Source organism: Aquibium sp. A9E412, from assembly GCF_030398335.1.
In the GTDB taxonomy this organism is placed as follows: domain Bacteria; phylum Pseudomonadota; class Alphaproteobacteria; order Rhizobiales; family Rhizobiaceae; genus A9E412.
In genome coordinates this window covers 1-18,542 of record NZ_JAOAOP010000045.1, presented here as the reverse complement: position 1 = coordinate 18,542, position 18,542 = coordinate 1, and the positions used below count along the sequence as shown (strand labels likewise).

Annotated in this window: 18 protein-coding genes; all 18 read right to left on the bottom strand. The window is 69.2% G+C overall.

Features of this window, described 5'->3' with window-relative positions:
- Nucleotides 1-167: 167 nt before the first annotated feature.
- Entirely contained in the window at nucleotides 168-437 is a 270-nt protein-coding gene (locus tag N1F89_RS14885; protein ID WP_290084987.1) for a DUF1467 family protein, read from the bottom strand.
- A gap of 30 nt (nucleotides 438-467) precedes the next feature.
- Nucleotides 468-872, bottom strand: coding sequence for a methylmalonyl-CoA epimerase (mce, locus tag N1F89_RS14880; RefSeq protein WP_290084986.1), 405 nt, complete (start codon nucleotides 870-872; stop codon nucleotides 468-470).
- Between the two features lie 16 nt (nucleotides 873-888).
- Nucleotides 889-2,559 carry a ribonuclease J gene (locus N1F89_RS14875; protein ID WP_290084985.1) on the bottom strand — a complete coding sequence of 557 codons (1,671 nt, stop codon included), beginning with the start codon at nucleotides 2,557-2,559 and terminating at the stop codon, nucleotides 889-891.
- A gap of 20 nt (nucleotides 2,560-2,579) precedes the next feature.
- A complete protein-coding gene (locus tag N1F89_RS14870; protein ID WP_290084983.1) occupies nucleotides 2,580-3,410 on the bottom strand; it encodes a biotin--[acetyl-CoA-carboxylase] ligase in 831 nt (276 codons plus the stop codon).
- A 5-nt stretch (nucleotides 3,411-3,415) separates the two neighbouring features.
- Nucleotides 3,416-4,852, bottom strand: a complete 1,437-nt coding sequence (gene nuoN, locus N1F89_RS14865) for an NADH-quinone oxidoreductase subunit NuoN (protein ID WP_290084982.1) — start codon at nucleotides 4,850-4,852, stop codon at nucleotides 3,416-3,418.
- A gap of 17 nt (nucleotides 4,853-4,869) precedes the next feature.
- Nucleotides 4,870-6,378 carry an NADH-quinone oxidoreductase subunit M gene (locus N1F89_RS14860; RefSeq protein ID WP_290084981.1) on the bottom strand — a complete coding sequence of 503 codons (1,509 nt, stop codon included), beginning with the start codon at nucleotides 6,376-6,378 and terminating at the stop codon, nucleotides 4,870-4,872.
- Between the two features lie 3 nt (nucleotides 6,379-6,381).
- Nucleotides 6,382-8,367 carry an NADH-quinone oxidoreductase subunit L gene (gene nuoL, locus N1F89_RS14855; protein WP_290084980.1) on the bottom strand — a complete coding sequence of 662 codons (1,986 nt, stop codon included), beginning with the start codon at nucleotides 8,365-8,367 and terminating at the stop codon, nucleotides 6,382-6,384.
- Between the two features lie 19 nt (nucleotides 8,368-8,386).
- Nucleotides 8,387-8,695 carry an NADH-quinone oxidoreductase subunit NuoK gene (gene nuoK, locus N1F89_RS14850; RefSeq protein ID WP_290084979.1) on the bottom strand — a complete coding sequence of 103 codons (309 nt, stop codon included), beginning with the start codon at nucleotides 8,693-8,695 and terminating at the stop codon, nucleotides 8,387-8,389.
- Nucleotides 8,696-8,700: 5 nt separating this feature from the next.
- Complete coding sequence (locus N1F89_RS14845; protein WP_290084977.1) at nucleotides 8,701-9,321, bottom strand: NADH-quinone oxidoreductase subunit J; 621 nt, start codon at nucleotides 9,319-9,321, stop codon at nucleotides 8,701-8,703.
- 135 nt (nucleotides 9,322-9,456) lie between these two features.
- Nucleotides 9,457-9,948, bottom strand: coding sequence for an NADH-quinone oxidoreductase subunit NuoI (nuoI, locus tag N1F89_RS14840; RefSeq protein WP_290084976.1), 492 nt, complete (start codon nucleotides 9,946-9,948; stop codon nucleotides 9,457-9,459).
- A 2-nt stretch (nucleotides 9,949-9,950) separates the two neighbouring features.
- Complete coding sequence (locus N1F89_RS14835; protein WP_290084975.1) at nucleotides 9,951-10,142, bottom strand: hypothetical protein; 192 nt, start codon at nucleotides 10,140-10,142, stop codon at nucleotides 9,951-9,953.
- Nucleotides 10,142-11,188, bottom strand: coding sequence for an NADH-quinone oxidoreductase subunit NuoH (gene nuoH / locus N1F89_RS14830; RefSeq protein WP_290084974.1), 1,047 nt, complete (start codon nucleotides 11,186-11,188; stop codon nucleotides 10,142-10,144). The genes N1F89_RS14835 and nuoH overlap by 1 nt, the downstream gene beginning before the upstream one ends.
- Before the next feature lie 9 nt (nucleotides 11,189-11,197).
- Nucleotides 11,198-13,279: an NADH-quinone oxidoreductase subunit NuoG gene (nuoG, locus tag N1F89_RS14825; RefSeq protein WP_290084972.1), complete on the bottom strand. Its 2,082-nt coding sequence runs from the start codon at nucleotides 13,277-13,279 to the stop codon at nucleotides 11,198-11,200.
- A 112-nt stretch (nucleotides 13,280-13,391) separates the two neighbouring features.
- Nucleotides 13,392-13,949: an NADH:ubiquinone oxidoreductase gene (locus tag N1F89_RS14820; protein WP_290084970.1), complete on the bottom strand. Its 558-nt coding sequence runs from the start codon at nucleotides 13,947-13,949 to the stop codon at nucleotides 13,392-13,394.
- 37 nt (nucleotides 13,950-13,986) lie between these two features.
- A complete protein-coding gene (gene nuoF / locus N1F89_RS14815) occupies nucleotides 13,987-15,291 on the bottom strand; it encodes an NADH-quinone oxidoreductase subunit NuoF (protein ID WP_290084969.1) in 1,305 nt (434 codons plus the stop codon).
- A 114-nt stretch (nucleotides 15,292-15,405) separates the two neighbouring features.
- The gene (locus tag N1F89_RS14810; RefSeq protein ID WP_290084968.1) at nucleotides 15,406-16,644 is read right to left on the bottom strand and encodes an NADH-quinone oxidoreductase subunit E; all 1,239 of its coding nucleotides are present in this window, start codon (nucleotides 16,642-16,644) and stop codon (nucleotides 15,406-15,408) included.
- 112 nt (nucleotides 16,645-16,756) lie between these two features.
- Entirely contained in the window at nucleotides 16,757-17,317 is a 561-nt protein-coding gene (locus N1F89_RS14805) for a Uma2 family endonuclease (protein WP_290084966.1), read from the bottom strand.
- On the bottom strand, nucleotides 17,317-18,507 hold the full coding sequence (locus N1F89_RS14800; RefSeq protein WP_290084965.1) for an NADH-quinone oxidoreductase subunit D: 1,191 nt from the start codon (nucleotides 18,505-18,507) through the stop codon (nucleotides 17,317-17,319). The genes N1F89_RS14805 and N1F89_RS14800 overlap by 1 nt, the downstream gene beginning before the upstream one ends.
- Between the last annotated feature and the right edge of the window lie 35 nt (nucleotides 18,508-18,542).

Here is an 18,542-nt window from a genome sequence, read left to right as displayed (position 1 = left end):
GAGGATGCGATCCAGGCGCGGTTACCCGCAGCCGCCGCTTGAACGGCAAAGGATCGAACGCGTTCAACTGCAAGGCTCCAAGGCCTTGCTTTTTTTTGCCCGGAATCCAGCCATGCCCTGCCGGCCGCGCGTGCAGCCGGGCCGCGTCGTGCGGCGCGGCGGCCCGCTCAGGCGGCGCTCGGGATGATGAGCGGGATGTCCTGGAAGCGGTAGCCGAGCACGGCCGTCAGCACGTAGAAGACGGCGAAGATGACGATCGAGACGATCGTCGTGCGCACCACCACCTTGAGCATGTGCGGCCCGTGCGGCGCGCTCGGCGTGGTGCCAAGCGTGACGTTCCGGTCCTCGTCCTGGGTGCGCAGGCCGAAGGGCAGCGTGGCGAACAGCACGACCCACCAGATGATGAAGAAAATGGCGACGATCGAGATCCAGCTCATGGCATTTCTCCGGCCGCGCGGCGTCCCGGCCTAGGCCTGCTCGAGTTCGACGAGGGTTCCGGCAAAGTCCTTGGGATGCAGGAAGAGCACCGGCTTGCCGTGTGCGCCGGTGCGCGGCTCGCCGTCGCCCAGCACGCGCGCGCCGGCCGCGGCGAGGCGGTCGCGCGCGGCCCGGATGTCGGCCACCTCGTAGCACAGATGATGCATGCCGCCGGCCGGATTGCGCTCCAGATAGGCGGCGATCGGCGAGCCCTCGCCGAGCGGCTCGAGCAGCTCGACCTTGGTGTTGCCGAGGTCGACGAAGACGACGGTGACGCCGTGCTCGGGCAGCGCCTGGGGCTGCGAGACCTGGGCGCCCAGCGTGTCGCGATAGGTCGCCGTCGCCGCCGCCAGGTCCGGCACCGCGATCGCCACGTGGTTCAGTCGTCCCAGCATGTTGCCTGCCTTCCTCTCACAGCGTCACGAACACGGTGACCAGCGGCTTCTTGCCCCAGGCGTCGTTGGCGGCCGCGCGCACGGCGCGGCGCACCGCCTCGGCCACCAGGTCGGGGTCGCGGCGGCGCGCGCGGGTGATGCTGCGCACCGCGCCGACGGCCGCGTCGAGCATCACGTCCTCGAGCGGCGTGCCGTCGCGCGCGGTCTCGGCGACGCCGATCGCCACGAGGTCGGGATCGCCGGCCAGGTCGTGCCGGTCGTCGAGCACGACGTTGACCGCCACATGGCCGGCGAAGGAGAGCCGGCGCCGGCCGCGGATGCCCATCTCCTCGTCGTCGCCGATCAGCTTGCCGTCCTTGAACATGCGGCCGTGCGGCACCTCGTCGACGATCTCGGTCGCGCCGGGCGCCAGCCGCAGCATGTCGCCGTTGCGCACCTGGGCGACCTCCGGCACGCCGGCGGCCGCGGCGAGCGCGCCATGCGCCACCAGATGGGCCGCCTCGCCGTGCACCGGCACCAGGATGCGCGGCCGCGTCCACTCGTACATGCGCCTGAGCTCGTCGCGCCGCGGGTGGCCCGACACGTGCACCAGCGCATCGTCGTCGTCGATGATGCGGATGCCCTGCTCGATCAGCCGGTTGCGCGTCTCCAGGATGGCCTTCTCGTTGCCGGGGATGACGCGCGAGGAATAGACGACCGTGTCGCCCGGCGACAGCGCCACGTCGCGCATCTCGTCGCGCGCCAGCTTGGCGAGCGCGGCGCGCGGCTCGCCCTGGCTGCCGGTGCACAGCACGACCATGTTCTCGCGCGGGATGAAGCCGTAGTCCTCCTCGTCGACGAACTCCGGCAGGCCGTCGAGATAGCCGAGCTCGTCGGCGACGTCGATCACCCGCTTGAGCGAGCGGCCGAGCACGACGACCTGGCGCCCGGCGTCGCGCGCGGCCTCCGCCACGGCGCGGATGCGCCCGACATTGGACGAGAAGGTGGTGACGGCGACGCGCCCGGGCGCGGCCTCGATGACCTCGCGCAGCCCCTGCGCGACCGCCCGCTCGGACGGCGAGTCGCCGTCGCGCATGGCGTTGGTGGAATCGCAGATCAGCGCCAGCACGCCGGCATCGCCGAGCGCGCGGAAGCGCGCCTCGTCCGTGGTGCCGCCCAGCATCGGCTCGGGATCGATCTTCCAGTCGCCGGTGTGGATGACGGTGCCGGCCGGCGTGGTGATGGCGAGCGACACCGGCTCGGGGATGGAATGGGTCACGCCGATCGCCTCGATGGCGAACGGCCCGACGGTGAAGCGCTCGCCGGCGCGGTAGATCGTCAGCGGCACGTCGGGCGCGCCGCTCTCGGACTGGCGCTTGGCCTCCAGCAGACCGGCGGCGAACGGCGTCATCCACACGTCGGCCTTGAGGCGCGGCCACAGGTCGAGCAGCGCGCCGTAGTGGTCCTCGTGCGCATGGGTGATGACGATGCCGCGCAGCCGCTCGACCTCCTGTTCGAGGAAGCGGATGTCGGGCAGCACCAGGTCGACCCCCGGCAGGCCGGCATCGGGGAAGGTGACGCCGCAGTCGACCACCATCCACTCGCGCGCACCGGGCGGCCCGTAGCCATAGAGCGCCAGGTTCATGCCGATCTCGCCGACGCCGCCGAGCGGGCAGAAGACGAGCTCCGGTTGCGCGTTGCGTGCCATGCCTTGCCCCTTCTCCTGCCTCAGACCGCCGCCGCGGACGCGACGGCGCCGAAATGCACGTCGCCCGCCGTCACCGCGTGGCGCGTGCCGTCGGCCTCGCGGATGACGAAGCGGCACGCCTCGTCGATCGTCTCGAAGGTGCCGCTGACGACGCGCCCGTCGAGCCGCACCGCCACCTCGGCACCGAGGCCGGCGGCCTGCGCCAGCCAGCGCTCGCGGATCACCGGCAGCCCCCGTCCCTCGCCCCACAGCGCCATCAGGTCGACCCAGGCGTCGGACAGCGCGAGGAACAGCCGCTCGGCGTCGCAGGCGCTGCCCAGCGCGGCGAGCGAGGTCGCCGGGTACGGCAGGTCCTCGGGATGCGCCACCACGTTGACGCCGATTCCCACCGCGACCGCGCAGCGGCCGTCGCCGAGCATCGCCGATTCGAGCAGGATGCCGGCGAGCTTGGCGCTGTCGGCAAGCACGTCGTTCGGCCATTTGAGCTCGAAGCGGTCGCGCCGGCGGCTGCCGTCGGCGCCGTCGACGCCGATCGCCACGCCGGCCTCGGGCACCACGGCGCGCAGCGCCTCGCCGAGCGCCAGGCCGGCGACGAAGCCGAGCGTGGCCGCCGTCGCCACGCCGACGCGGCCGACATAGAGCTGGGTGGCGGCGAGGTTGCCGTGCGGCGTGGCCCAGGCGCGGCCGCGCCGGCCGCGCCCCGTCTCCTGGCGCCGCGCGACGACCCACAGCCCGCCCGGATCGCCCGCCCGCGCCCGCTCGAGCGCGGTGGCGTTGGTCGAGCCGATGGTGTCGTGCGCCTCGAGACGGTAGCCGCCGGCTGCGGCCGACGGAGCCAGGGCGAAGGCCATCGGTCTCAGAAGAACGTCATCGCCGCGGCCTCGGCCAGTCGGCCGACGGGCCCGCCGATCAGGACGTAGAACAGCACGAAGGCGCCCGAGCTGAGCAGCACCAGGCGCAGCTCGGTGGCCATCGGCGCGAAGCCGCCGGCCGCCTCGTCGAACCACATGATCTTGATGATGCGCAGGTAATAGTAGGCGCCGACCACCGAGGCCAGGACGCCGATCACGGCAAGGGCGTAGAGCTCGGCGTTGATGGCGGCGAGGAAGACGTACCACTTGGCCCAGAAGCCGGCGAGCGGCGGGATGCCGGCGAGCGAGAACATCAGGATGGTCATCACCGTGGCCATCATCGGGTTGGTCGAGGCCAGCCCGGCCATGTCGTCGATCTGCTCGACATTGCCGTCGTCGCGGCGCATCGCCAGGATGAAGGCGAAGGTGCCGAGCGACATGGCGACATAGATCAGCATGTACAGCACGACGCCGCGCACGCCGGCCGGCGAGTTGGCCGCCAGGCCGACCAGCGCGTAACCCATATGACCGATCGAGGAATAGGCCATCAGCCGCTTGATGTTGCGCTGGCCGATGGCGGCGAAGGCGCCGAGCAGCATCGAGGCGATCGAGACGAAGACGATGATCTGCTGCCAGTCGGGCGCGACCGGCTGGAAGGCGTCCATCGTCACGCGCACCAGCAGCGCCATGGCGGCGAGCTTGGGCGCGGCGGCGAAATAGGCCGTCACCGGCGTCGGCGCGCCCTCGTAGACGTCGGGCGTCCACATGTGGAACGGCACGGCCGAGATCTTGAAGGCGAGGCCGGCCAGCACGAAGACCATGCCGAAGACGAAGCCGAGCGAGCGCTCGCCGTCGGCAAGCGCCGCCGCGATCGCCTCGAAGCCGGTGTTGCCGGTGTAGCCGTAGACCAGCGTGATGCCGTAGAGCAGCATGCCCGACGACAGCGCGCCGAGCACGAAGTACTTCAGGCCCGCCTCGGTGGAGCGCACGCTGTCGCGGTTGATGGCGGCGACCACGTAGAGCGCCAGCGACTGCAGCTCGAGCCCGAGATAGAGCGACAGCATGTCGTTGGCCGAGATCATCAGCAGCATGCCGAGCGTCGCCAGCACGATGAGCACCGGGAACTCGAACTTGTCGAACTTCTCGGCCTTGGCGAAGCCGACCGACATGACCAGCGTGACCAGCGCGCCGAGCAGCGTCAGGATCTTGAGCAGCCGGGCGAACGGATCGTTGACGAAGGCGCCGCCGAAGGCGACGCCGTCGCGCGGGAAGATCAGCATCCACACCGCGACGAACAGGAGCAGCGCCACCGCGATGCCGGTGACGGTGGCGTTGGCGCGCGGACCGGAGAAGACGCCGATCATCAGGAGCGCCATGGCGCCGACCGCCATGATGAGCTCGGGCGAGACGAGGAGCAGGCTCTGCGCGAGATCGAAGGTCATGGTGTGCTCATGCGCCCCTATTGCTGCGCCGCGGTCACGGCACCCGCCATGTCGAGCGAGATGGTGATGTTGTTGACCAGCGCCTCGACCGAGGCGGTCGTGACGGTGAAGACCGGCGTCGGATAGACGCCGAAGAAGATGACCAGCGCGATCAGCGGGTAGAGCACCGCCTTCTCGCGCGCCGACAGGTCGAGCAGCCCCTTGAGGCTCTCCTTCTTGAGCGGCCCGAAGATCACCCTCCGGTAGAGCCACAGCGCGTAGCCGGCCGACAGGATGACGCCGGTGGCGGCGAACAGCGCCACCCAGGTGTTGACCTTGAAGGCGCCCATCAGCGTCAGGAACTCGCCGACGAAGCCGCTGGTGCCGGGCAGGCCGACATTGGCCATGGTGAAGACCATGAAGGCCACCGCGTATTTCGGCATGTTGTTGACCAGGCCGCCATAGGCGGCGATCTCGCGGGTGTGCATGCGGTCATAGACGACGCCGACGCACAGGAACAGCGCGCCCGACACCAGGCCGTGGCTGAGCATCTGGAAGATGGCGCCCTGCACCCCCTCCTCGTTCATGGCGAAGATGCCCATGGTGACGAAGCCCATGTGGGCGACCGAGGAGTAGGCGATCAGCTTCTTGATGTCCTCCTGCATCAGCGCCACCAGCGAGGTGTAGATGATGGCGACCACCGACAGCGTGAAGACGAGCGGCGCGAGGTCGGCGGAGGCGACCGGGAACATCGGCAGCGAGAAGCGCAGGAAACCGTAGCCGCCCATCTTCAGCAGGATGCCGGCGAGGATCACCGAGCCGGCCGTCGGCGCCTCGACGTGGGCGTCGGGCAGCCAGGTGTGCACCGGCCACATCGGCATCTTCACCGCGAAGGAGGCGAAGAAGGCGAACCACAGCCAGAACTGCATCTGCACCGGGAAGGCGTGGGTGAGCAGCGTCGGGATGTCGGTGGTGCCGGACTGCCAGAACATGGCCATGATGGCCAGCATCATCAGCACCGAGCCGAGCAGCGTGTAGAGAAAGAACTTGAAGCTCGCGTAGACCCGCCGCTTGCCGCCCCACACGCCGATGATGATGAACATCGGGATCAGGCCGGCCTCGAAGAAGACGTAGAACAGCACGATGTCGAGCGCGCAGAAGACGCCGATCATCAGCGTCTCGAGCACCAGGAACGCGATCATGTACTCCTTGACGCGGCGCTCCACCGACCAGCTCGCCAGGATGCACAGCGGCATCAGGAAGGTCGTCAGGATGACGAACAGCATCGAGATGCCGTCGACGCCCATGTGGTAGGAGATGCCGGAGTCGAGCCACTCGCGCTTCTCCACCATCTGGAAGCCGCTGACGTTGGGATCGAAGCCGATCCACACGAACAGCGACAGCACGAAGGTGAAGACCGTCGTCAGCAGCGCCACGTTGCGGATGTTGCGCCGCGCGTTCGGCCCGTCGTCCCGGATCAGCAGGATCAGGAACGCGCCGACCAGCGGCAGGAAGGTGACCGTGGAGAGGATGGGCCAGTCGGTCATGGTCTAGAACGAGCTCCCCAGCATCATCCAGGTCACGAGAGCGGCGATGCCGATCAGCATCGCGAAGGCGTAGTGGTAGAGATAGCCGCTCTGCAGCTTGACCACGCGCGCCGTCACGTCGATCACGCGCGCCGACACGCCGTCCGGGCCGAAGCCGTCGATCAGCCAGCCGTCGCCCTTCTTCCACAGGAAGCGGCCGAGCCGCATGGCCGGACGCACGAACAGGAAGTCGTAGGCCTGGTCGAAGTACCACTTGTTGAGCAGGAAGGCGTAGAGGCCGCGGTGCCGCTCGGCCAGCTCGCGCGGGCGCGCCGGGTTGCGGATGTAGAACAGCCAGGCGACGAACAGCCCCGACAGCATGGCCAAGACCGGCGCGAACTTCACCAGATACGGCACCTCGTGGAACTCCTCGAGGATGCGGTTGTCGGGCAGCGTGAACAGCGCCTGCTTCCAGAACTGCGTGTAGTCGTGGCCGATGAAGAACTCGGAGAAGGCGAGGCCCGCGAACAGCGCGCCGGCGGCCAGGATGAACAGCGGCACCAGCATGACGGGCGGCGATTCGTGGACGTGGTGCATCACGTCGGCGGCGGCGCGCGGCTTGCCGTGGAAGGTCATGAAGATCAGCCGCCACGAATAGAAGCTGGTGAAGGCGGCGGCCACGACGAGCAGCGCGAAGGCGATGCCGGCGGCCGCGTTGTGGGCGACGAAGGTGCCCTCGATGATGGCGTCCTTGGAGAAGAAGCCGGCGGTGCCGATGATGGTGCCGGGAATGCCGACGCCGGTCAGCGCCAGGGTGCCGATGATCATCATCCAGTAGGTCTGCGGGATCAGCTTGCGCAGGCCGCCCATGCGGCGCATGTCCTGCTCGTCCGACACGGCGTGGATGACCGAGCCGGCGCCGAGGAACAGCAGCGCCTTGAAGAAGGCGTGCGTGAACAGGTGGAAGATCGCCGCGCCGTAGAAGCCGGTGCCGAGCGCGACGAACATGTAGCCGAGCTGCGAGCAGGTCGAATAGGCGATCACGCGCTTGATGTCGTTCTGCACCAGGCCGACGGTGGCGGCGAAGAAGGCGGTGAAGGCGCCGACGATCGTGACCACGGTGAGCGCGGTGGCCGACAGCTCGAAGATCGGCGACAGTCGCGCGACCATGAACACGCCGGCCGTCACCATGGTGGCGGCGTGGATCAGCGCGGAGACCGGCGTCGGTCCCTCCATGGCGTCCGGCAGCCAGGTGTGCAGCGGCACCTGGGCCGACTTGCCCATCGCGCCGAGGAACAGCAGCAGGCAGACGACGGTGAGCGCAGCCCCCTTGTCGAGCGACAGGCCGAGGAAGGTGAGCACCGTCTCGGCGTCGGCCGCCCCCTCGCCCGGCAGGAAGCCCTCGGCATTGGCAAAGATGGTGCCGAGATTGATCGAGCCGAACAGCACGAAGACGCCGAAGATGCCGAGGATGAAGCCGAAGTCGCCGACGCGGTTGACGACGAAGGCCTTGATGGCGGCGGCGTTGGCCGACGGCTTCTTGTACCAGAAGCCGATCAGCAGATAGGAGGCGAGGCCGACGCCCTCCCAGCCGACGAACATCTGTACCAGGTTGTCGGCCGTCACCAGCAGAAGCATGGCGAAGGTGAACAGCGACAGATAGGCGAAGAAGCGCGGCCGGTGCGGATCGTGGTGCATGTAGCCGATCGAGTAGACGTGCACCAGCGCCGACACGGTGTTGACGACGACCAGCATGACGACCGTCAGCGTGTCGATGCGGAAGGCCCAGTCGACGTCGACGCCGCCGGCCTGGATGAAGGTCATCACCGGCACGGTGAAGACCTCGCCCTGGCCGAAGCCGACGGTGAAGAAGGCGATCCACGACAGGATGGCGGCGATCACCAGCAGGCCGGAGGTGATCCACTCCGCGCCGCGGGCGCCGATCTGGCGGCCCATCAGCCCGGAGATCAGGAAGCCGATCAGCGGCAGAAAGACGATAGCGTGATACATGGCCGGCGGCGCCCCTTCCTCAGCCCTTCATCGCATTGATGTCTTCCACCGCGATCGAGCCGCGGTTGCGGAAGAACACGACCAGGATGGCAAGCCCGATGGCCGCCTCCGCCGCCGCGACGGTCAGCACGAACAGCGCGAAGACCTGGCCGACGAGATCGCCGAGCGTGGCGGAGAAGGCGATGAAGTTGAGATTGACGGCGAGCAGGATGAGCTCGACCGACATCAGGATGATGATGACGTTCTTGCGGTTGAGGAAGATGCCGAACACGCCGAGCGTGAACAGGATCGCCGAAACGGTGAGATAGTGCGCGATGCCGACTTCCATGATGCCTAGATTCCCTCGCCCGTCTCGACCTTGCGGACCTCGATCGCCGTCTCGGGCGTGCGCGCCACCTGGGTGGGGATGTTCTGGCGCTTGACGTTCTCCTTGTGGCGGAGCGTCAGCACGATGGCGCCGATCATGGCGACCAGCAGCACGAGACCGGCGATCTGGAAGAAGTAGATGTACTGGGTGTAGAGCAGGTCGCCGAGCGCGGCGGTGTTGTGGCGCACCTCGGGCGGCGGCGTCGGCTGGGCCACCGTCGCGCCGACCTCCGGCGCCAGCGCGTAGCCGCCCAGCACGACGATCAGCTCGGCCGCCAGGATGATGCCGACCATCGCGCCGACCGGCGCGTATTGCAGCGCGCCGTGCTTCAGCGAGGCGAAGTCGACGTCGAGCATCATGACGACGAACAGGAACAGCACCGCGACGGCGCCGACATAGACGATGAGCATGATCATCGCCAGGAACTCCGCGCCGGTGAGCAGGAACAGCGCGGCCGCGTTGAAGAAGGTGAGGATCAGGTAGAGGACCGAATGCACCGGGTTGCGCGCCGAGATGACCATGAAGCCCGCGGCGACGGCAACGAAGGCGAAGACATAGAAGAAGACCGCCTCGAGTCCTGTGAGCATGGGTTCCCCCGGAGTTCCATCAGCGAGGCGGGGCCTTGCGCCCCGCCGCCGGCCGGCCGGGTTCCCGCGCTGTGCGGGCCGGGCGGGCCGCGTGTCTCTTAGACGAGCGCCTCGCGCGCGTCTACCGTCGTCGCCCTAGCGATAGGGTGCGTCCAGAGCGATGTTGCGGGCGAGCTCGCGCTCCCAGCGATCGCCGTTGGCCAGCAGCTTTTCCTTGTCGTAATAGAGCTCCTCGCGCGTCTCCGTCGCGAACTCGAAATTCGGCCCCTCGACGATGGCGTCGACCGGACAGGCCTCCTGGCAGAAGCCGCAATAGATGCACTTCACCATGTCGATGTCGTAGCGCACCGTGCGCCGCGTGCCGTCGTTGCGGCGCGGGCCGGCCTCGATGGTGATCGCCTGGGCCGGGCAGATCGCCTCGCACAGCTTGCAGGCGATGCAGCGCTCCTCGCCGTTGGGATAGCGGCGCAGCGCGTGCTCGCCGCGGAAGCGCGGGCTGACCGGCCCCTTCTCGTGCGGGTAGTTGAGCGTCGCCTTGGGCGAGAAGAACTGCCGCATCGACAGGAAGAACGCGCCGACGAACTCCTTGAGGAGCAGCGATTTGGCGGCTTGGGCGAGAGCTGACATCGTCATTCTCCGACAAGATAGGGGGCGACCACGAAGCCGACGACCGGCAGCAGCACGAACTGCACCAGGCCGGTGACGTGGAGCACGCGCTTGGTCTCGGCCATCTCGACGCGGCCGGCCAGCATGCGCAGCAGCGCGTAGTCGACCGCCGCCAGCACGAGGCCCACCAGGGCGCCGATCAGGCCGGCACCCATCACGCCACCAGGCCCGTGAACTTCAGGAAGGCGGCGGTCGCCACCACCATGAACAGCGACAGCGGCAGGAACACCTTCCAGCCGAGGCGCATGAGCTGGTCGTAGCGATAGCGCGGCACGAAGGCCTTCACCATGGCGAACATGAAGAACACCATGGCCAGCTTGAGCACGAACCACACGACGCCCGGAACCCAGGTGAAGGGGGCGAAATCGAAGGGCGGCAGCCAGCCGCCGAGGAACAGCACCGTGGTCAGCGCGCACATCAGCACGATGGCGACGTACTCGCCGAGGAAGAACAGCAGGAACGGCGTCGAGGAGTACTCGATCATGTGCCCGGCGACGAGCTCCGATTCGGCCTCCACCAGGTCGAAGGGCGGCCGGTTGGTCTCGGCCAGCGCGGAGATGAAGAACACGACGAACATCGGCAGCAGCGCCAGCCAGTGCCAGTCGAGGAAGCTTGCAGGCAGGCCGAGGCTGGTGCCGATGCCGTCCTGCTGCGACAGCACGATGTCGGTCAGGTTGAGCGAGCCGACGGCGAGCAGCACGGTGACGATGACGAAGCCGATCGAGACCTCGTAGGAGACCATCTGCGCGGCCGAGCGCAGCGCGCCGAGAAAGGGATATTTCGAGTTCGAGGCCCAGCCGGCCATGATGACGCCGTAGACCTCGAGCGAGGCGACCGCGAAGACGAACAGGATGCCGACATTGATGTCGGCGATCGCCCAGCCGGCGTCGACCGGGATCACCGCCCAGGCCGACAGCGCCAGGACGGCGGTGACGATCGGCGCCAGCAGGAAGATGCCCTTGTTGGCGCCCGAGGGAATCACCGGCTCCTTGAAGACGAACTTCAACAGGTCGGCGAAGGGCTGGAACAGGCCCCACGGCCCGACGACATTGGGGCCGCGGCGAAGCTGCACGGCGGCCCACACCTTGCGGTCGGCATAAAGCAGATAGGCGACGAGAATCAGCAGCGCGACGACCAGCACCACCGACTTCAGGAGGATGATCAGCGCCGGCAGCACGTAGATGGTGAAGAAGGTTTCCATGACGAGGCTCTACTCCGCCGCCTGCTGCACCGCGCCGCGCGCCAGGGCCGAGCATTCGGCCATCACGGCCGAGGCGCGGGCGATCGGGTTGGTGAGATAGAAATCGGTGACGGCCGAGACGAACGGCGCCTTGCCGAGCCGGCCGCCCTTCTTGCCCAGCGCGTCGACGGCGGCCGGGTCGCCCCGCTCCACCGCGTCGACGGCCGCCAGATGCGGGTGGTCGGCATAGAGCGCGGCGCGCAGGGCGGCCAGCGAATCGTAGGGCAGCTTGTGGCCGAGCACCTCCGACAGCGCGCGCAGCACGGCCCAGTCCTCCTTGGCCTCGCCCGGCGCGAAGCCGGCGCGCGCGGTCATCTGCACGCGGCCCTCGGTGTTGACGTAGGTGGCCGACTTCTCGGTATAGGTCGCGCCCGGCAGGATGACGTCGGCACGATGCGCGCCGGCATCGCCATGCGTGCCGATATAGACGGTGAAGGCGTCGCCGATGCGCTCCATGGCGATCTCGTCGGCGCCGAGCAGGAAGAGCACCCGGCTGGTGCCCATCATGCCGGCGACGTCCTTGCCGCCCTCGCCCGGCACGAAGCCGATGTCGAGGCCGCCGACGCGCGCGGCGGCGTGATGCAGCACGGCAAAGCCGTTCCAGTCGGCGGTCAGCGCGCCGGCGGCGACCGCCACGCGCGCGGCGTGCGACAGCACCGCCAGCCCGTCGGGCCGCGCCAGCGCGCCCTGGCCGACGATCACCATCGGCCGCTTGGCCTTCTTGAGAACCGACGCGAACTTGCCCTTGCCGCCGGCCAGCTCCTCGAGCGTCTCGGGACCGGCGCCGAGCGTCTCGCAGTCGTAGCGCAGGTCGCCCATCTCGCCGATCACGCCGATCGGGAAGGCGCCCATGCGCCAGCGCTTACGGATGCGCGCGTTGAGCACCGACGCCTCGAAGCGCGGATTGGCGCCGACGATGAGCAGCGCGTCGGCCTGCTCGATGCCCTCGATGGTCGGGTTGAAGACATAGCTCGCCCGGCCGAGCGCCGGGTCGAGCCGGCTGCCGTCCTGGCGGCAGTCGAGGCTGGCCGAGCCGAGCGACGCCATCAGGCCCTTGAGCGCATACATCTCCTCGACGCTCGCCAGGTCGCCGGCGATGGCGCCGATCGCCTCCGGCTCGGCCGCGGCGACGGCGTCGCGCACGGCGGCGAAGGCCTCGCCCCACGTCGCCGGCTGCAGCCGGCCGTCGCGGCGCACATAGGGCCGGTCGAGGCGCTGCGTGCGCAGGCCGTCCCACACGAAGCGGGTCTTGTCGGAGATCCACTCCTCGTTCACCCACTCGTTGACGCGCGGCAGGATGCGCATCACCTCGCGGCCGCGGGTGTCGACGCGGATCGCCGAGCCGACGGCGTCCATCACGTCGATCGATTCGGTCTTGGTCAGCTCCCAGGGGCGCGCCTGGAAGGCGTAGGGCTTGGAGGTCAGCGCGCCGACCGGGCACAGGTCGATGACGTTGCCCTGCAGCTCCGAGGTCATCGCCTGCTCGAGATAGGTGGTGATCTCCATGTCCTCGCCGCGCCCCGTGGCGCCGAGCTCGGAGATGCCGGCGACCTCGGTGGTGAAGCGCACGCAGCGCGTGCAGTGGATGCAGCGCGTCATGATCGTCTTGACCAGCGGGCCGATGTACTTGTCCTCGACGGCGCGCTTGTTCTCGTGGAAGCGCGAGGCGTCGACGCCGTAGGCCATCGCCTGGTCCTGCAGGTCGCACTCGCCGCCCTGGTCGCAGATCGGGCAGTCGAGCGGGTGGTTGATGAGCAGGAACTCCATCACCCCCTCGCGCGCCTTCTTGACCATCGGCGTGTTGGTGAAGATCTCTGGGAGCTGGCCCTCCGGCCCCGGCCTGAGATCGCGCACGCCCATGGCGCAGGAGGCGGCCGGCTTGGGCGGCCCGCCCTTCACCTCGATCAGGCACATGCGGCAGTTGCCGGCGATCGACAGCCGCTCGTGGAAGCAGAAGCGCGGGATCTCCGCGCCCGCCTCCTCCGCCGCCTGCAAGAGCGTGTAGTGGTCGGGAACCTCGATCTCGGTGCCGTCGACTTTCAGCTTTGCCATGTCATACCCCAGTGCGGCCCTTCACGGGCCGGACGGCGGCCCGGCGGCCCCGCCCACGATCAAGAACCCTATGGCCGGCCGCCCGCCCCTGCGGGCATGGCGGCGGCCCGAACTACGCGCCGCCTCGCGCCAGCGCGGCGGCCTGCTCGACCCAGCGCTCGCGCGCGATCCGCCCCTTGAAGGCGAGCGCGGCGTCGATGCGCGCGACGTCGGCCGCGCGCCATGCGGCGATGTCGGCATAGCGGGTGATGCCGCGCGCCTTCAAGGCCCGCTCGATCTTCGGTCCGATGCCGGAGATCGCCTTCAGGTCGTCGTCCGCCGCCGCCTCGGCCCGGCGCCGCGTGCGGCGCGCCGCGCTCTCGGCATCGGCGACCAGCGCGCCGACCGCCGCCCGCACGCCCTCCGGCGGATCGAAGCGCACCGCGAAGGCGGCGTCGCTGACATGCTCGTCGAACAGCCGCTCGGCGGCCTCCGCCGCGCCGGCGAGCGTGCCGGTCCACAGACCGAAGGCATGCGCGGCGAGGCCGAAGCCGAGCGCCGTGCCGGCGGCGGCCGCGCCGGCCATCGGCGCCAGCAGAAAAGCGGCGCCGGCCGGCGGCACCGCGGCATGCGCGAACGCCGTCGCGCCCAGCGGGTGCGCGCTGCCGCCGTCGGTCGGCTTGGTGGCCATCGTCATCGCCTCCTGTGCGTGTCCCGTGCCGCCTGCCCTACTCCGCCGCCGCGAGCGCCGGCTCGGCGCGGTGGGCGTTGCGGCTGAACTCGCCGATGCGGCGCTCGATCTCCGGCCGGAAATGCCGGATCAGGCCCTGGATCGGCCAGGCCGCGGCGTCGCCGAGCGCGCAGATCGTGTGGCCCTCGACCTGCTTGGAGACCTCGAGCAGCATGTCGATCTCGCGCTTCTTCGCCTCGCCGCGCACCATGCGCTCCATCACCCGCCACATCCAGCCGGTGCCCTCGCGGCACGGCGTGCACTGGCCGCAGCTCTCGTGCTTGTAGAAATAGGAGATGCGGGCGATCGCCTTCACGATGTCGGTCGACTTGTCCATGACGATCACCGCCGCGGTGCCAAGGCCCGACTTCAGGTCGCGCAGGCCGTCGAAATCCATCGGGCAGTCGATGATCTCGTCGGCTGGCACGAGCGGCACCGACGAGCCGCCGGGGATCACCGCCAAAAGGTTGTCCCAGCCGCCGCGGATGCCGCCGCAATGGGTCTCGATCAGCTCGCGGAAGGGGATCGACATCGCCTCTTCCACCGTGCACGGGTTCTCCACGTGGCCGGAGATGCAGAACAGCTTGGTGCCGGCGTTGTTCTGCCGCCCGAAGGAGGTGAACCAGGCCGCGCCGCGGCGCAGGATGGTCGGCGCGACGGCGATCGATTCGACGTTGTTGACCGTGGTCGGGCAGCCGTACAGGCCGACATTGGCCGGGAACGGCGGCTTGAGGCGCGGCTGGCCCTTCTTGCCTTCCAGGCTCTCCAGCAACGCCGTCTCCTCGCCGCAGATGTAGGCGCCGGCGCCGTGGTGGACGTAAACGTCGAAATCCCAGCCGGTCTTGTTGTCCTTGCCGAGCAGCCGCGCCTCGTAGGCCTCGTCGATGGCGCGCTGCAGCGCCTCGCGCTCGCGGATGAACTCGCCGCGGATGTAGATGTAGGCGGTGTGGGCGCCCATCGCGAAACCGGCGACCAGGCAACCCTCGACCAGCGTGTGCGGGTCGTGGCGCATGATCTCGCGGTCCTTGCAGGTGCCGGGCTCCGATTCGTCGGCGTTGACGACCAGATAGTGCGGCCGCTCGGACGGCTCCTTGGGCATGAACGACCATTTGAGCCCGGTCGGGAAGCCGGCGCCGCCGCGCCCGCGCAGGCCGGACGCCTTCATCTCGTTGAGGATCCAGTCGCGGCCCTTGTCGATGAGCGCCCGGGTGTCGTCCCAGTGGCCGCGCGCCATGGCGCCCTTCAGCGACCGGTCGAACTGGCCGTAGAGATTGGTGAAAATGCGGTCCTTGTCGGCTAGCATCGCCCTACTCCGCCGGCTGATCGTGTCTGTCGAGCCGCCGCCCGATCCGCGTGCCGCGCCGGTCGACGCGTGCACGCCCGTGGTTTGTGCTGGCCCGTGCCATCATCCTCGCCCTCAGCGCGGCTTCTTGCCGAACACGCGTTCGTATTCGGCCGCCCCGCCCTTGGCGAGCGCCTTGGCCTGGCGAACCCAGTCGTCGCGCTCGATGCGGCCGCGGAAGCGCAGGTAGGAATCGACCCACGCGCGCTCGGCCTTCTTCCAGCCGGCGACCTGCTCGAAGGTGTAGATGCCGAGCTCGTTGAGCAGGCCCTCGATCTTCGGGCCGACGCCGGAGATCAGCTTGAGATCGTCGGGCCGCGCCGGCCGGCGCATCGCCTCGGGCCGGTCCCGGTCGTCGAGCCGCACGTCGGGCGCGGCCTGCTTGGCCGGCTGGTCGACCGGCGCGTCGTGCTTGAGCTCGGGCGCGCGATGGCTCGGATCGCCGCTCGGCCGGCCGGCGTGGTGGCGCGGCCTGCCGGCCGCCTTGTCGGCGGCCGCCTCGTCGTGCTCGGGCGGCGCCACGCTCGCCCGCTTCTCGCCGTTGCTGCTGGCCTTGACCTCGGAGGGCGACTTCAGCGCCTCCTCGGTCTCGCGCGCCGCGGTCTTCGGCTTGGCCGCGCGCGACGGCGGCACCTGCTCTTCCGGGCTTTCGCGGCGCGCCCGGCGGCCGGCGCCCTTGTCGCGGTCGGACCTGAGGATCGCCGCCTCGTCGGTCAGCGTGGTCGGCCCCGAGGCGGGCGCGGAATACAGCCGGTCGATCTGCGGGCCGGGGTCGATGCTGTCGCCCCTGCCCGCCTCGAAGGCGTCGATGATCTCCTCCAGCCGCTCGGCCGTCAGGTCTTCGTAGGTGTCCTTGAAGATCATCACCATCGGCGCGTTGACGCAGGCGCCCTGGCACTCGACCTCCTCCCACGACAGCGTGCCCGCCTCGTTGGGGGTGAGCGGCTCGGGGTGGATCTTCCGCTTGCACAGCTCGACCAGGTCGCCGGCGCCGCGCAGCATGCACGGTGTCGTGCCGCAGACCTGGACATGCGCCCTGGTGCCGACCGGCGCGAGCTGGAACTGGGTGTAGAAGGTCGCCACCTCGAGCACGCGGATGAGCGGCATGTCGAGCATCTCGGCGACGTGCTCGACGGCCGGGCGCGTCACCCAGCCCTCCTGCTCCTGCGCGCGCATGAGCAGCGGGATGACGGCGGAGTGCTGGCGCCCCTTGGGATACTTTCTGATCGTCTCCCTGGCCCAGGCCGCATTCGCCTTGCTGAAGGCGAAGGCGGCGGGCTGGACGGCGTCATCGGCAAGTCGGCGAACGGACATTCTTACTGATCTGCCAGGCTTTTTGCGACAAAGGGGCGGAAGGCGGCCGGACGGTCCGGCAGCGGAGCGGCGGCGCGGCCAGTGCGGCGCGCCGGGAGGGCCGTCGCGACGCTCATTGCACGGCTCCGAGCAACGCTTCGACGGTCACGCGAAACCCCGGCGGCGTCAGATCCAGCTCGCCCTGCGAGAGGATCGTCGTCTCGATCGCACCGCCGGCCGCCGTGCGCCGGAAATGCACCACGATGCGCCTGTCCGGCGACAGCAGGAGGTAGTGCATGACCGATGGAAGCGAGAAATACTCGACCAGCTTGTAGGTCTCGTCGCGACTGACGCTCGACGGCGACGACACCTCCACGACGATGACCGGCGTGTCGAGCACCTTGCTCTCGTCGGCCACCGGCGCGCACTGCACTGCGGCGTCCGGCTGACGCACCGTCGTGTCGTCGATGACCACGAGCATGCCGTCGGGGAAGACCTCGCAGTCGAGCCCGGCCGTCGCGATGCCCTGCTCAAGAGCCTTGGCTGCCGCGAACTTGGTGCGCGCGTGGCGGGCCTGCTCGGCCGCCATCTCGCGCACAGCGCCGGCCTCGAGCTCGAAGCGCCCGTCGCTCGCCGCCGTCCATTCCAGGAAGCGCGCGGCCGTCATCGCGGTGGCTTCGGACAGGGCGCCCATCACCGGTCGACCTCGCCGAAGACGATGTCGAGCGAGCCGAGCACGGCGGCGACGTCGGCCAGGAGATGGCCCTGGCACAGGAAGTCCATCGCCTGCAGGTGGGCGAAGCCCGGCGCGCGCAGCTTGCAGCGGTAGGGCTTGTTGGTGCCGTCGGACACCAGATAGACGCCGAACTCGCCCTTCGGCGCCTCGACCGCGGCGTAGACCTCGCCGGGCGGCACGCGGTAGCCCTCGGTGTAGAGCTTGAAGTGATGGATGAGCGCCTCCATCGAGCGCTTCATCGCCGGCCGCTTGGGCGGTACCACCTTGCCGTCGGTGTTGGAGACCGGGCCGAGACGCTCCTTGCCGAGCAGCCGGTCGACGCACTGGCGCATGATCCGCGCCGACTGGCGCATCTCCTCCATGCGGATCAGATAGCGGTCGTAGCAGTCGCCGTTCTTGCCGACCGGAATGTCGAACTCCATCTGCGGATAGCACTCGTAGGGCTGGCTCTTGCGCAGGTCCCAGGCGGCGCCCGAGCCGCGCACCATGACGCCGGAAAAGCCCCACGCCCAGGCGTCGTCGAGCCTGACGACGCCGATGTCGACGTTGCGCTGCTTGAAGATGCGGTTGCCGGTCAGGAGCTCGTCGAGGTCGTCGACCGTCTTGAGGAACGGGTCGATCCACCGGCCGATGTCCTCGACCAGCCGGTCGGGCAGGTCCTGGTGCACGCCGCCGGGCCGGAAATAGGCGGCATGCATGCGCGAGCCCGACGCCCGCTCGTAGAACACCATCAGCTTCTCGCGCTCCTCGAAGCCCCACAGCGGCGGCGTCAGGGCGCCGACGTCCAGGGCCTGCGTGGTGACGTTGAGCAGATGGTTGAGGATGCGGCCGATCTCGCAGAAGAGCACGCGGACGAGCTGGCCGCGGATCGGCACCTCGATGTCGAGCAGCTTCTCCACGGCGAGCGCGAAGGCATGCTCCTGGTTCATCGGCGCGACGTAGTCGAGGCGGTCGAAATACGGCACCGCCTGGAGATAGGTCTTGTGCTCGATCAGCTTCTCGGTGCCGCGGTGCAGCAGGCCGATATGCGGATCGACGCGCTCGACCACCTCGCCGTCGAGCTCGAGCACGAGACGCAGAACGCCATGCGCGGCCGGATGTTGCGGGCCGAAGTTGATGTTGAAGTTGCGGACCGAATGCTCCGTCATGCCATCCTCTCCCGCGCGGCGCCCGAGGGCGCGCG

What these genes read in the sequence shown, in the direction of transcription:
- N1F89_RS14885 (WP_290084987.1), bottom strand. Translation starts at nt 437, where the DNA reads ATGAGCTGGATCTCGATCGTCGCCATTTTCTTCATCATCTGGTGGGTC.
- mce (WP_290084986.1), bottom strand. Translation starts at nt 872, where the DNA reads ATGCTGGGACGACTGAACCACGTGGCGATCGCGGTGCCGGACCTGGCG.
- N1F89_RS14875 (WP_290084985.1), bottom strand. Translation starts at nt 2,559, where the DNA reads ATGGCACGCAACGCGCAACCGGAGCTCGTCTTCTGCCCGCTCGGCGGC.
- N1F89_RS14870 (WP_290084983.1), bottom strand. Translation starts at nt 3,410, where the DNA reads ATGGCCTTCGCCCTGGCTCCGTCGGCCGCAGCCGGCGGCTACCGTCTC.
- nuoN (WP_290084982.1), bottom strand. Translation starts at nt 4,852, where the DNA reads ATGACCTTCGATCTCGCGCAGAGCCTGCTCCTCGTCTCGCCCGAGCTC.
- N1F89_RS14860 (WP_290084981.1), bottom strand. Translation starts at nt 6,378, where the DNA reads ATGACCGACTGGCCCATCCTCTCCACGGTCACCTTCCTGCCGCTGGTC.
- nuoL (WP_290084980.1), bottom strand. Translation starts at nt 8,367, where the DNA reads ATGTATCACGCTATCGTCTTTCTGCCGCTGATCGGCTTCCTGATCTCC.
- nuoK (WP_290084979.1), bottom strand. Translation starts at nt 8,695, where the DNA reads ATGGAAGTCGGCATCGCGCACTATCTCACCGTTTCGGCGATCCTGTTC.
- N1F89_RS14845 (WP_290084977.1), bottom strand. Translation starts at nt 9,321, where the DNA reads ATGCTCACAGGACTCGAGGCGGTCTTCTTCTATGTCTTCGCCTTCGTT.
- nuoI (WP_290084976.1), bottom strand. Translation starts at nt 9,948, where the DNA reads ATGTCAGCTCTCGCCCAAGCCGCCAAATCGCTGCTCCTCAAGGAGTTC.
- N1F89_RS14835 (WP_290084975.1), bottom strand. Translation starts at nt 10,142, where the DNA reads ATGGGTGCCGGCCTGATCGGCGCCCTGGTGGGCCTCGTGCTGGCGGCG.
- nuoH (WP_290084974.1), bottom strand. Translation starts at nt 11,188, where the DNA reads ATGGAAACCTTCTTCACCATCTACGTGCTGCCGGCGCTGATCATCCTC.
- nuoG (WP_290084972.1), bottom strand. Translation starts at nt 13,279, where the DNA reads ATGGCAAAGCTGAAAGTCGACGGCACCGAGATCGAGGTTCCCGACCAC.
- N1F89_RS14820 (WP_290084970.1), bottom strand. Translation starts at nt 13,949, where the DNA reads ATGGCCACCAAGCCGACCGACGGCGGCAGCGCGCACCCGCTGGGCGCG.
- nuoF (WP_290084969.1), bottom strand. Translation starts at nt 15,291, where the DNA reads ATGCTAGCCGACAAGGACCGCATTTTCACCAATCTCTACGGCCAGTTC.
- N1F89_RS14810 (WP_290084968.1), bottom strand. Translation starts at nt 16,644, where the DNA reads ATGTCCGTTCGCCGACTTGCCGATGACGCCGTCCAGCCCGCCGCCTTC.
- N1F89_RS14805 (WP_290084966.1), bottom strand. Translation starts at nt 17,317, where the DNA reads ATGGGCGCCCTGTCCGAAGCCACCGCGATGACGGCCGCGCGCTTCCTG.
- N1F89_RS14800 (WP_290084965.1), bottom strand. Translation starts at nt 18,507, where the DNA reads ATGACGGAGCATTCGGTCCGCAACTTCAACATCAACTTCGGCCCGCAA.